Source organism: Pseudomonas sp. ATCC 43928 (genome assembly GCF_005938665.2).
Taxonomy (GTDB): domain Bacteria; phylum Pseudomonadota; class Gammaproteobacteria; order Pseudomonadales; family Pseudomonadaceae; genus Aquipseudomonas.
The window spans coordinates 5,063,323-5,075,555 of the sequence record NZ_CP041753.1 but is presented as its reverse complement, the minus strand read 5'-3'; the positions used below and the strand labels follow the sequence as shown (position 1 = coordinate 5,075,555).

At 54.9% G+C, this 12,233-nt stretch carries 14 protein-coding genes; 9 read left to right on the top strand and 5 right to left on the bottom strand.

What is annotated here, in order from left to right; all coding sequences use genetic code 11:
• The first annotated feature begins 176 nt into the window (after positions 1 to 176).
• The 5 genes from FFH90_RS23155 (at position 177) to FFH90_RS30465 (ending at position 3,155) form a co-directional block, all read left to right on the top strand.
• Positions 177 to 533 carry a hypothetical protein gene (locus FFH90_RS23155; protein WP_086946459.1) on the top strand — a complete coding sequence of 119 codons (357 nt, stop codon included), beginning with the start codon at positions 177 to 179 and terminating at the stop codon, positions 531 to 533.
• A 232-nt stretch (positions 534 to 765) separates the two neighbouring features.
• Positions 766 to 1,125, top strand: a complete 360-nt coding sequence (gene cdiI, locus FFH90_RS23150) for a ribonuclease toxin immunity protein CdiI (protein ID WP_086946458.1) — start codon at positions 766 to 768, stop codon at positions 1,123 to 1,125.
• 884 nt (positions 1,126 to 2,009) lie between these two features.
• Entirely contained in the window at positions 2,010 to 2,246 is a 237-nt protein-coding gene (locus tag FFH90_RS23145) for a hypothetical protein (protein WP_138866149.1), read from the top strand.
• Between the two features lie 179 nt (positions 2,247 to 2,425).
• On the top strand, positions 2,426 to 2,986 hold the full coding sequence (locus FFH90_RS23140; RefSeq protein ID WP_138866148.1) for a hypothetical protein: 561 nt from the start codon (positions 2,426 to 2,428) through the stop codon (positions 2,984 to 2,986).
• 16 nt (positions 2,987 to 3,002) lie between these two features.
• Positions 3,003 to 3,155: a hypothetical protein gene (locus FFH90_RS30465; RefSeq protein WP_225602906.1), complete on the top strand. Its 153-nt coding sequence runs from the start codon at positions 3,003 to 3,005 to the stop codon at positions 3,153 to 3,155.
• A 458-nt stretch (positions 3,156 to 3,613) separates the two neighbouring features.
• On the opposite strand, the gene FFH90_RS23130 is transcribed toward FFH90_RS30465, so the two are convergent.
• Positions 3,614 to 4,348 (bottom strand): thioredoxin family protein, encoded by a 735-nt coding sequence (locus FFH90_RS23130; protein WP_138866147.1) that lies wholly within the window; start codon positions 4,346 to 4,348, stop codon positions 3,614 to 3,616.
• Positions 4,349 to 4,549: 201 nt separating this feature from the next.
• Here FFH90_RS23130 and FFH90_RS23125 point away from each other — a divergent pair, with 201 nt between their 5' ends.
• Entirely contained in the window at positions 4,550 to 4,942 is a 393-nt protein-coding gene (locus tag FFH90_RS23125; protein ID WP_138866146.1) for a transcriptional regulator, read from the top strand.
• A gap of 18 nt (positions 4,943 to 4,960) precedes the next feature.
• Here the strand turns inward: FFH90_RS23125 and FFH90_RS23120 are convergent, their stop codons facing one another.
• From FFH90_RS23120 to FFH90_RS23110, 3 genes are all read right to left on the bottom strand, one after another.
• Complete coding sequence (locus tag FFH90_RS23120; RefSeq protein ID WP_138866145.1) at positions 4,961 to 5,830, bottom strand: DUF6279 family lipoprotein; 870 nt, start codon at positions 5,828 to 5,830, stop codon at positions 4,961 to 4,963.
• A 77-nt stretch (positions 5,831 to 5,907) separates the two neighbouring features.
• Positions 5,908 to 6,624: a TorF family putative porin gene (locus tag FFH90_RS23115; RefSeq protein WP_138866144.1), complete on the bottom strand. Its 717-nt coding sequence runs from the start codon at positions 6,622 to 6,624 to the stop codon at positions 5,908 to 5,910.
• Between the two features lie 209 nt (positions 6,625 to 6,833).
• Positions 6,834 to 7,022, bottom strand: a complete 189-nt coding sequence (locus FFH90_RS23110; RefSeq protein ID WP_017337097.1) for a hypothetical protein — start codon at positions 7,020 to 7,022, stop codon at positions 6,834 to 6,836.
• Between the two features lie 351 nt (positions 7,023 to 7,373).
• Between FFH90_RS23110 and FFH90_RS23105 the strand changes: the two genes are divergently transcribed.
• The 3 genes from FFH90_RS23105 (at position 7,374) to FFH90_RS23095 (ending at position 11,088) form a co-directional block, all read left to right on the top strand.
• Entirely contained in the window at positions 7,374 to 8,210 is an 837-nt protein-coding gene (locus tag FFH90_RS23105; RefSeq protein WP_030131899.1) for a S1 RNA-binding domain-containing protein, read from the top strand.
• A gap of 334 nt (positions 8,211 to 8,544) precedes the next feature.
• Complete coding sequence (locus FFH90_RS23100) at positions 8,545 to 9,990, top strand: NCS1 family nucleobase:cation symporter-1 (RefSeq protein WP_138866143.1); 1,446 nt, start codon at positions 8,545 to 8,547, stop codon at positions 9,988 to 9,990.
• 165 nt (positions 9,991 to 10,155) lie between these two features.
• Positions 10,156 to 11,088 (top strand): DMT family transporter, encoded by a 933-nt coding sequence (locus FFH90_RS23095; RefSeq protein WP_064619614.1) that lies wholly within the window; start codon positions 10,156 to 10,158, stop codon positions 11,086 to 11,088.
• On the opposite strand, the gene FFH90_RS23090 is transcribed toward FFH90_RS23095, so the two are convergent.
• Positions 11,024 to 12,214, bottom strand: coding sequence for an MFS transporter (locus FFH90_RS23090; protein ID WP_138866142.1), 1,191 nt, complete (start codon positions 12,212 to 12,214; stop codon positions 11,024 to 11,026). The two genes, FFH90_RS23095 and FFH90_RS23090, sit on opposite strands and share 65 nt — an antisense overlap.
• Positions 12,215 to 12,233: the final 19 nt, after the last annotated feature.

The window sequence follows — 12,233 nt, the reverse complement described above, 5'->3', positions numbered from 1 at the left end:
GACGAGCTCGGCGGGGATGCCCGGGCAGACCGAAAAAGCATTCGATTTTTTAGATGGAAAACGTGGTCTGTCCCCGTTTTCCCCCCGTTTTCCCACAGGTGGAACTGGCACAAGAGGAGAGACGCATGTGCCATTACCACCTAATACCGAACCGCCGGCGCGGTAAGAGGATAGTTATGATTAATGAAGCGGATTTGGCGGAGCTGAAGTCAGCAGTGCTAACAGGTGTAACTGTTGGGGTTGGCTCTCAAGTTCTGATTTTTGGCAGCGGCGCTACCGTTATAGTTCAGTGTCCTTTTTTGTGTGAAAGTCTTGGGTGGGAGCAGTGGGGGCACGGAGAAAAAGTTTATACGAGTACACTGTTCTTTGATTTTTTTAATCATCGAGTAGAGGAAGCCTCGCTTGAGGAAGGTGAAGTTCTAGTATTAAAGTTTGAGGGGGTGAAGATATTAAAAATTGTCCCTGAGCGAAATGGACTAGAGTCATATGTAGTTACTACTCGTTTTGGTATTTGTCCTGTCGCAATAATTTAGAGTTTTAAAGGGAGCTGTATGGTGGCTTTTAACCTTGACTCGAGACCGGCTAATGGGCGTCCCCTCTTTTGCGTGGGCAGCGGGCGGTGGCAGACGGTTACATCAGCGCCATGACCAGAGGGATGAACGCCTATAATGGTGAGACGGGAGGGTATCAAGTTCAGGATTTATCTGGACCCGACTACTGGTACGGTTCGTAATTTCCACCCGAGATGAATAAAGGGGTAATGGCGTGAACGAATTGTTTGGGCAGCCCTATGATCGTCGGGATTCGCACTGGGTAATAAAGGCTTACTTTGACAGGATGTACGATGATGGTAGGTTTATCGAGGCGGTAGAGTTTCTTGTTAAAAAATGGGGGTTTAGTACGGATGGTGCGTACTGTGCTTTTCCCGATATGAATAGTTATTTTGAGGAGGATCATTTTGAAGGAGTTAGATTTTCCAGTGGATATATTCTGGAAGAGGATGCATCGGTAATTGTAAGTGATGAAGTGTTTCGTGATTATCTAAAGCTTGCTTGCGATAAGTACCTAAAGTTTCATTCGGGAAATGCAGGGAAGGTACATAAGTTGTTGAGTTGTTTATGTTGAGGTTGGCGTTATGTAAATGCCGTGGGGCCGTTGATTATATTCGGGAAAGAGGAAGTCCAAACTTTTTCTTGCGATAGAAACAGGCGACCCACAGGTCACCCCGAGTAACCGGCAGACCCGAAGGTCTCCCGCGCAAATCTTGAATAATGCGCAATCCCTGTAGGAGCTGCCGGGGAGAAACGGGGACAGACCACGTTTATCCTGAGAATGGCAGAAAATGGGGGCAGACTACGTTTTCTGTGTCGCACTTTAGCGATATGAAATAGCGTTAATACCGCAGAGTACTTGTCTAATTTGACGAAAGGTATGCCGCCTACTCAGGCCGCTGCGAATACTTGGACGGGGCGTCTTGCCGCGAAATATGGCTTTACCAGTGTTCAAGCGCCTGAAACTGGTATGTTTAATGATATAACCACGGTTGTTTTCAAAAAACCATGAAGTGATATTTTGCAGTGGAGGATTTATGCTTGAGGGTATTCTGAGGGGGGAGTTGCCGTGTCAGGTTTTTAGGGACTTGATAGAGGTTGATCCTAAACTTACTAATATACGTCTTAGTGAGATTTTTCATGAGGGATTTATCGGTGTTGATAGTCTTGCTATGCAACTTATCTGGCATTGGAGGGGGCCGGGAAAATCTGAAGGGGTTATTGATGAGTCACTAAGTGCTGAACTGTTGGTAATGTTGAAAAGTGCAGGTTATTTGTAGGGGGGCAGATCACGCTTGTTTAGCGGAGAAAAAAGAAAAGGAAAGAAAAGGGGACGGATTTATTTGTTTGGCTCGTGCGGTGGCTAGAAAATAAATCCGTCCCCTTTTCCTGTCCATTTTCCTATTGATAAAACACAGCTCCGATACCCGAGTCCACTAGGTAACTGAGAAGGGTTATATGGCATTTTATATAGAGATGAATAAGGTTGTAGAAACTGAAGAGTATGTTGAATACACGTTTGGCCGGAATTTGGAGGTTGGGATAATACGGCTGGGGAAAAAGGATGAAACTATTTATGTTTTGAAAGAGTGTCCTCTGGATGTAAATGGAGAGTGGTCGAAAAGAGCTGCTATGAAGCTAATTCGTCTTTCTAGAGGCGGAAGTTTTCCTGGGAAAACTCAGTGGGCTTCTTAATGAAATAGTTTGAAAAAAAGGGCGGATTTATTTGTTTGGTTTTATGCGACGGCCAGAAAATAAATCTGTCTGATTTTGGGATGTGGCAGTCCCCCTATAGCGAACTCAGCGTTTATGACGCGCCGCTTTGACAAATATTTTCTCATCAGCCGAACATACGCTTTCAAGGACATTCAGACGTGAAAAGAACCACACTACTAGCACTGACCCTGATTCTGGCATTACCAGGCTGCCATTCCAACGTCCGGGACTCTTCCCCCAGTCTGCTGAAAGACGGTGTCCAGCTGAGTCAGAACAAGGTGGCCGTCGATGCGCAACACGCCAAGATCATCATGAAAGCATCAGGTAACACTACCCCAGTAGAGTTCTCGATCCGCCGCGCATCGGATCCTGACCAGCGTATGGAGGTGCTTGGAACCGTGGTGGATTCAGGTCGGGGCAAGGTCTTCGGCTGGATCGCCAAACTCAACGAAGCGGCCAACAGTGCCACGCTTAAACGCTTCCCGCAGCTGGAAGTGCTGGCGGATGTCGATCAGCCATTCCAGGCGTCGGGTTATTCGAATGGCGCGGGTGTTGGGAGTATCTATAGCTGCGGTCCGCTCAAAACCACTTTCACACCAGAAAAAAGCAAGGTCTATTTGGTGGAGTTCCAGTTTGTTGATAGCCGCTGTGAGCAGCATGTCTACGATATAACTCAGGCTCAGGAACGCATTCCCGTGGCGAGCGTGCCTTCAATGTAAAGTGGCGGTATGAATAATGAGCGAAGACGATATCTATCTGCAACTCGGACAGATTTTGCTGGACACATCCCCCGCGACGGCAATGAAAGTCATCGTCGAGGCGGAGCTATCTCCAGAGAACGATCATTGCCAGTTTCTATTTGATTATGTGGATGAGGATGGTAAGTAGGATTGGTTTAGCCCCGTCAGCGCTCAAGTGGATGTGGAATTGTTTGAATGTTTTGTTGAACTTCGAAAAATCTATATTCAGAACGGAATGACGAGTGGGTGTCCGATCTGGAGTGGCTGCGTAATTACATTGGATGTTGCTGTCAGTAAGCTGGCGGTTGAATTTAAATATGATTAGCTTGGGTCGGGACATGAAGGAGGCAGATATATTTGTTTGGGGTGGAGTATGGCAAAAACCTTTATTCGTCCTTTGAGTTGTGTATTCCAAACATTGGGCAGGCATTAAAAACGGGCGACTCATAGGTCGCCCGTTTTGTTGAAGTCGGACGTCTGAATGCAATTTACACAACGCCACTTACCTCCTGTGGGATCTTGCTCGCGATAGTGGTGCATCAGTCGAAATCCATGTTGAACGTTAGTCAGTCATCGCGAGCAGGCTCGCTCCGAAAGGGTTGCGATCTACCCACCATGGCAGCAACTAGCTGACACCTTGTCTTCATACCGATCGTGATGCCTCACCCAATCCATGATCTCCTCTTCATTACGCCCCTTAGGCGTTAGGTCGAGGTAGTTGTAGGCGCCGACCAGCAAATCCAGGCCGCGGGCATACGTAGAATAGGTATGGAAAATCTCCCCCGCTTCGTTGCGATAAAACACGCTAAGCCCTGGAAGTTCTTCCTCAACGCCGTCAGTTTTTTCGTAGTTGTAAGTCGCTTTCCCGGCGGTGACGTCTTCGGCCCGGGCGCAGACACCGAAGTCGTAGTTGAAGTCGCAGCTTTCGGACGAGACCCAGTCGAATTTCCAGCCCATGCGCTGTTTGAACGGTTGGAATTCGGCGAACGGTGCGTGGGAAACCGCGACCACGGCGACGTCGTGGTGGGCCAGGTGTTGGTTGGCGCCGTCGATGTGGTCGGAGAGGAACGAGCAGCCTGGGCAGCCTTCGTCCCAGCCAGCGGCGAACATGAAGTGGTAGACGATCAACTGGCTGCGGCCGCCGAACAGGTCGGTCAGGCTCAGTTCGCCGTTGGTGCCCTGAAAGCGGTAGGGTTTGTCGATTTTTACCCAGGGCAGGGCGCGGCGTTCGGCGCTGAGTTTGTCTCGTTCTTTGGTGAAGGCTTTTTCGTGGGCCAAGTGTTGTTTGCGGGCCGCGCCCCATTCTTCCCGGGACACGACCGGATGATTCTGTATGTTCATGCTGATTTCTCCTGCTTGCTGTGGCGAAAGTCGATCCGCGCAGAGGGGTAAACCGTCTTACACAGCCTAGTCGTTTGGCCTGCGCTCAAATCGACAGGCCGCCGGTCGGTTGGGGGAAAGAACTCGGCTGAACGGCTGCACTCCCTGTCGGTCACAACCTATGAAGGCCATTTCACTCGTGGGCACTGGAGGTTGATCAGGATGACGACTTATAACTGGGATTTGATCGAGCATTTACTGCACGAAGTGCAGAACAGTGCTGGCCGCAGTTTCACTCCACGGCCTTATGCCGAGCAGTATGCGGCGGCGAAAGCCTCCGCGGGCGAGCCGTTCGAGAATCTGGATCGCCTGAAAACGGTGGCCGGTGAGTACGAAAAAATACTGCTGTTGCGGGGGTATATCGAGCCTCGGCCGGAGGATCAGGGTGGCAATGGCGAGAATTACATATTGACACCCCGGGGCTCGAGTTTGTTGAGCCTGATCGACAGCAGCATCCCGGGAAATGAGCATCCGCGCCAGGTGCTGGATGAGCAGGAAGATGCGCTGGATGAATTGACGTTTGATGAAGTGGCGTCGAAGGCTCAGATTGCGTGAAGCTTGCAGCTTTAGAACCTATCCTCGTTGCGCCGCTTTCAGGCATTTCAAATCAGTGAAATCCTTGCGCATGTCTTCAATCTTATGCAGCAACCGTTGACGCTGAAACGGCGTGCTCTCGGCCATCAAGTCCACCAGCAATGCCCGAGCCTGGGCTTCGGTGTTGGCATAGGCCACACGGTAAGCGGGGGTCCATAAACTCTCGCGATCAACCAGAAGTGTCCCGATTTGCTGTGGGAATTGCGGACTCTGACGTTGCGCGACCGCCGCGCTGAATTGCTGTTGCCAATGGACGCGGTTGGCAATCCATTCTTTGTTCTGATCCCCCAGGGCGCTCGACCAAGCCATCACCCGTTGCTGTTGGGTTGGGCTGAGTGGTCCGAGCCAGGCATTCAGGCGTTTTTCCATGCGCTTGCTTCGCTCTTTGATCTGTTGCTCTAGAGGTGGCTTGAGGTATTCCTCCTGGCGTTTGCGCAGGTCCTTGGCGAAAGCGTCGTTCATTTCCGCGACTTGCTTGTCATCCAGCCCTTGCAACAGTTCGATGGCCGATGGGGTAATTTCCCGGGCGGTTTCGGCGATGGCTTGTTTGGCTTCCTGGGTACGGGCTTGCAGCTCGGCGTCGGTGATCTGGTTGGTCTCGATCATGGTCTGTAAACGATTCAGCCAGTCGAGGTAGCCGGGTAGTTGCGTGGTGCAGTGCCAGCGCAGGTGTTCCTTGAGCCGCTCGTTCAACCAGTCTTTTTGCTGGCGGTTCATGTCCAGGTAGTCGCTGAGCGTCCAGGGAATGATCACGTCGAGGTTGCGGTAAGCCAGGCCCACGCGGGTGCAGGCGGCGATGGTGAGGCTGAGCGTGAGGATGACGGTGATCTGTTTCAACCAATGCGACATGGCAAGCCCTTGCGAAGACCTGGTTTTTTATTGGGTTCTTTTATGTGAACGCAGGACGAGCCTGGCAGTTCAGCCGATTAATAGAAGGCGCGTACAGCCTTGAGAGTGACCAGACCGTCGCACTCGCTATTGTGGCCGGAATAGGCGGAGCAATCGCTGCCGCTCAGGCTTGAGTCACTGTAGATCAAGTCCAGGTCGATACCCATGAACGGCCGGGACAATTTCACCGACCAGTCGGTAAAACTGCCTACATATCCACCGTCGACGGACACCGGCGTATTGAGTTGATGGGTGGTGTATTTCAGGCTGATCCCGATGCCGAACGGCTGATTGCCACTGAGGTCGGCGAACAGGGTGCTGTTCTGTTTGTCCGGGTCGTTGCTGAAGGCTGCGCCGAAACGGCTATCCAGCAGGGTCAGGCCACCGAAAAGCTCCTGGCTGTCGAGGGTATCCACTTTGGGGTAGCTGTAATGGATCATGCCCACTTCGTAGCCGAGGGATTGATCGAAGGGCTGTTTAAAGCCCATGTAGGAATCGATCTCAAGGTTGCTCGAAGGGCTCAGTCCCATGCTGGGGGACCATTGGCCCACATAGAAGCCGCTGTCGTGGCTCAGGTCGAGGCCACCGTGGAACGAGCCGGTCGTCGAGGGTTTGACCAACCCTTGGGCCATGCTGCGGCTGGGGGTGGTGGCGAGTTTGAGATCGAAATCGCCTAATTCGCGCTGGAAGACTTGCGCATCGGTACCCGAGCACCACAACAGGCTGGCGAGCAGGAAAAGAGAGGGCTTGAGCATGCGTCACTCCATGAACAGCGAGGAACAGGTCCTGAAAACCTGCTGAAACGCTTGATCCAGACACGTGCAAGCATACCGGCGAATGTTCGGCATCGAGGGCCGTTCGTCGATTGTTGAAATATTGATTTGTTTTATGGGGTGTTGCTGGAGGGTTCCAGTCCAAGCGCTTCGAAGCTCAAAGCGCTTAGGGACCAGTTAAAACGGGGGAATTACTTTTTGCCCAGCGTGATCTGCTTGGACGGGCCGAACGTCTGGCCGCTGACGCCTTTGGCAATTTGCTGGATCTCGCCGCCGGACTTGAGGAACGCAGCGATCTGATTGTTGATCGATTCGCTGGTTTCAACGGCTGGAGCTGGCTTTGCTTTGCTGTTGGATGCTTTTACACGCATGGCGGCCATTAACCTGTAGAAATTAACTTGGCCAGGCATCGTACAGGAAATACTTGACAATTGCTTGGTAAATATCCTCCCGAAATACACACGGCAGGCATGCGAATAATCGCAAGTTATTATTTGGAATAGTCCCCTAAGCTGCTGTTTTAACTAAAAACCTCACTCAAGAAATAGCGTTTTTGGGATGGGCTGACCAAGGTGTGAACCACTCGAACGGTCTGACGAGCGGCCAGCCGCATCCGGCAAACCCCAGGAAAATTAAGGTCTCCCACGGATTTTCTCGCGCCACCGGGCCGACCGCCGAACGCCGCCCGCAAAACCGGGTAGAATGCCGCCCACGCAATGAGGGTATTGGACATGGCTTTAGTCGGGCGCTACAACAGTTTGCAAGTGGTTAAACATACTAACTTCGGTTTATATCTGGACGGTGGCGCGGACGGCGAAATCCTTCTGCCTAATCGTTATATTCCCAAAGATATTCCCAGCGAAGATGAAGACTGGCTCAACGTTTTTATTTATCTGGACAGCGATGACAAACTTATCGCTACCACCGAAAAGCCGAAAGTTCAGGTCGGTGAATTCGCCAGTTTGAAAGTCGTTGAAGTCAACAGCATCGGCGTGTTCCTGGATTGGGGGTTGCCGAAGGACCTGCTACTGCCGTATTCCGAAGAGAAACGCCAGATGACGGCCGGCGAGTATGTCGTGGTGCACGTCTACCTCGACAAACACACCCGGCGCATCACCGCGACGGCGCGTCTGGACCGTTACCTGGACAAGACCCCGGCCAACTACACCCCTGGCCAGGAAGTTGATTTGCTGGTGGCCGAAGCGACCGATATGGGCTTCAAGGCAATCATCAACAACAAGCACTGGGGTCTGATCCACAAGAACGAAATCTTCAAGTTCATGCGCGCCGGTAAAGAAGAGAAGGGCTTTATCAAAGAAGTCCGCGCCGACGGCAAGATCAGCCTGAGCCTGCAACCGGTAGGCGAAGAAGCCGCCACCAGTTTGAACTCGAAGATTCTCGCCAAGTTGCGCGACAACAACGGCACCCTGCCGGTCAGCGACAAGAGCGATCCGACGCTGATCAGCAGTATGTTCGGCGTCAGCAAGGGCAACTTCAAAAAGGCCATCGGCGCCTTGTACAAGAACGGCCAGATCGTCATTCACGCTGATCGTATCGAACTCAGCTGACCTGCACCGGCCCCGGTAGGCGCTACCGCAGGTTGTGATCAAAAAAGGATCCAGCCTACGGTAGCCTTCTGCGCAGCATTCACCCATCTCTTTGTATACATAACACTCTGCACCGTTTGTAGGCGCGGACGCCCTGTTCGTGGGCGTTATCACCCCCTACACGTCTTGGACGCTTTGCTCTGAACAGGGTTTAAAGCCAGGTTTGTCACACCTTTTGATCGTATGGCACGCATTCTGCGTAGCAACTCGTATACAAACCATGCCGGCTCCCGTACGCAGTGTGCTCGCCACACCCATCTCGGGGGCCGCGCCTGTACTTTCGAGGAGCCCCGCGATGACCGAACGATTGCCCAATGGCTACAGCCCGCGCCTGTATAACCAGGATCTGGGGCCACTGCCGCAGACATGGAATTGGTACAACATCTTTGCCTTCTGGATGAGCGACGTGCACAGCGTCGGCGGCTATGTGTTCGCCGCCAGCTTGTTTGCGCTTGGGCTGGCCAGTTGGCAGGTGTTGATTGCCTTGCTCGGCGGGATTTGCATCGTGCAGTTGATCGCCAACCTGGTGGCCAGGCCGAGTCAGCAAGCCGCGGTGCCTTACCCGGTGATCTGCCGACTGGCGTTCGGGGTGTTCGGGGCGAATATTCCTGCGGTCATTCGCGGCCTGATTGCGGTGGCCTGGTACGGGATTCAGACGTACCTGGCGTCCAGTGCACTCATCATCGTCGTGCTGCGGTTTTTTCCTGCGATGGCGGCCTACGCCGAACCGCACTTTGCCGGTTTGTCCTACCTCGGCTGGTTCGGTTTCCTCAGCCTGTGGTTCGTCCAGGCGCTGGTGTTCTGGACCGGCATGGAGTCGATCCGTCGCTTCATCGACTGGGCCGGCCCCGTGGTGTATGGCGTGATGTTCCTGCTCGCCGGCTGGATCGTCTGGCAGGCCGGCTGGAGCAATATCAGCTTCACCCTGGCGGAAAAGTCCTTGTCTGGCTGGGAAGCCTTCGGCCAGGTGATCGTGGCAACGGCGTTGGTGGTGTCGTACTTTTCCGGTCCGACCCTGAACTTCGGTGATTTCAGTCGCTACTGCCGCAGCATGAATGACGTGCGTCGCGGCAATTTCTGGGGGCTGCCGGTAAACTTTCTGGCGTTCTCGCTGGTGACCGTGGTGATCGTTTCCGGCACCTTGCCGGTGTTCGGTGAAATGCTTCACGACCCGATCGCCACCGTGGCGCGCATCGACAACAGCGTGGCGGTGCTGCTCGGCGCCTTTGCCTTCGTCACCGCGACCATCGGCATCAACATCGTCGCCAACTTCGTGTCCCCGGCATTCGACTTCGCCAACGTCGCCCCAAGCAAAATCAGTTGGCGTGCGGGTGGCATGATCGCCGCCATGGCGTCGATCTTCATCACCCCGTGGAACCTATTCAACAACCCCGAAGTGATTCACTACACCCTCGACGTGCTGGCGGCGTTCATCGGCCCGCTGTTCGGGATTCTGCTGGTGGATTACTACCTGATCAAAAAGCAGCAGATCGACGTCGATGCGCTGTTCAATGACGGCCCGAGCGGGCGTTATTACTACAGCGGCGGGATCAACTGGACGGCGGTCAAGGCGTTGATTCCAGCCACCCTGATGGGCGTTGCGATCACTTTCATCCCGGTGTTGCAGCCGATGGCCAACTTCGCCTGGTTCACCGGCTGCTTCCTCGGCGGCGTCCTGTACTTCGCACTGGCCAGGCGCGAGCAGGCACAGCAATCGGCGGCGCTGGTCATCGCTGGATGACGTACGTGGCGATTTAAAGGTCTTTTGCAGACACCTTTTTCTGTCCATCTGGTTAATAATCGACAGCATAATTTTTCGCCCCGGCACCCTCTGTTCAGCAGGAAGGCCGGGGCTTTGCTTTTACTGTCGAGTCACTGCCATGGATTGTGTTGTCGAGGTGTTCCGGTGAGCGCCACCCGGCGTAGCGCCGATGGGTTTGCCCTGCAAGTGATGGTCGGGCTGTGCCTGATCTGGGGTGTGCAACAGGTGATGATCAAATGGGCGGCGTCCGACATCGCGCCGGTCATGCAGGCGGCGGGGCGGTCGGGTATTTCCGCGTTGCTTGTAGGATTATTGATCTGCTGGAAGGGCGGTTGGGATCAGGTCGGGACTACCTGGCGCGGCGGCTTGCTGGCCGGCGCGTTGTTTGGCCTGGAGTTCTTCTTCATTGCCGAAGGTCTGCAACTGACCACGGCGGCGCATATGTCGGTATTTCTCTACACCGCGCCGATCTTTACCGCGTTGGGCGTGCATTGGTTGCTGCCGAGTGAGCGTTTAAGACCGGTGCAGTGGCTGGGGATTTTTCTGGCGTTCATTGGCATTGCCATTGCGTTTGCCGGTGGTGTGTCCTGGGACAATCTTGACCACCGCATGTTGATGGGCGATGCCCTGGGTGTGCTGGCCGGCGCGTCGTGGGGCGCGACCACCGTGGTGGTGCGCGCCTCGCGCCTGTCGGAAGCGCCGGTGACACTGACGCTGTTTTATCAACTGATCGTCGGCTTCGTCGGCCTGCTGCTGATTGCGATCCTCAGCGGCCAGGTCACCCATGTCAGCCTGACCACGGTGGCGGTGGCCAGCGTGCTGTTTCAGGGATTGGTGGTGTCGTTCTTCAGCTACCTGACGTGGTTCTGGCTACTGCGCCGTTACCTGGCGGCGAACCTCGCGGTGTTTTCGTTCATGACGCCGTTGTTCGGCGTCACGTTCGGCGTGGTGCTGCTGGGTGAAGAGCTGAGCCTGAACTTTGTGATCGGCGCGGTACTGGTTTTGCTCGGGATCACTTTTGTGAGCGCAGAGCAGTGGGTGCGCCGTCGTTTGCGCAAAGCACTTGGGCAACCCTGATCGGGCGCAGCAGCAAACCTGCGGCAATGATAAAACCGCCGCCGGCGATCACCAGCGCGGGTTGCAAGCCACCGCTGAAATGGCTGCTCAACGCGGCTAGCAACGGCCCGCTGAGCTGACCCACGGCGAAGCACGCGGTCAGCAGCCCGGCGTTGCGCTGGGTGGCGTGGGGCGCCAGTTCCCGGGAGCGCTGCATCACCAGTTGCATGCAGGTCAGAAACGGCCCGCCACACAGGATCACCCCCAGCGCCAGGCCGGCACCGCTGCCCAACAGGCAAGCAAACACCCCGGCGGCCTGTAGCCATAGCGTCGCCATCAGCCAATGACGAGTTGCGTTCGGGTTGTGCCGACGCAGGCTCACCAACACGACCCCGGTCGCCGCCGCCAGACCAAAGCACGGCCAGAACAGATCGGCTTGCCATTGCCCATGGAACTGCGCGCTGGCCATTTGTGAGAGGAAAGTGGCCGGGATGATGTAGCCCAGACCGTACAACCCATAGATTACCGGTAAGCGTCCGACGCCTTGGGCGGCCGACTTGGTGGCAAGCGGTATCACCGTTGAAGTGGCGGCCGGCTGCGGCAGGAACGGCAGAATCGCCAGCAGCATCACCAGGCCGACAGCGGCATACACCAGCCACAAGGTTGCGGACGTCTGCCCCAGCAGGTTCGAGCCCAAGGCCAACAACCCTGTCAGAAAAATCCCCAGACCCGGTCCGGCAAACACCAAGGCGCCGAGTCGCGGACGACCGGCCGCCGCTGCCAGCGGTTGGCTCAACGCGGTAATCATCACCAGCACCCAGGCACTGGCCACGCCCGTGCCGAAACGCAGCGCCAGATGCGCCCAGAACCCGTTGGCCCAGAACGAGGCCAGGGTCAGCAATACACACAACCACAAACCGCCGAGCAGGCGCCTGCGAACCTGATCGGGGCGACGGGCGAACATCGCATCCACCGCGCCGACGAAGTAACCAAGGTAGTTGGCGGCGGCAATCAGACCAGCGGCAGTCAGGTCGATCTGACCTTCGCTGAGCAAGTGCGGCAGTTGTGGGGTGAGGGCGAAACGCCCGATGCCCATGGCCATCATCAGGGCGACAAAGCTGGCGGTTAAGCGAATCAGCGGGGACATGGTCTGAGTTCCGTTTCGA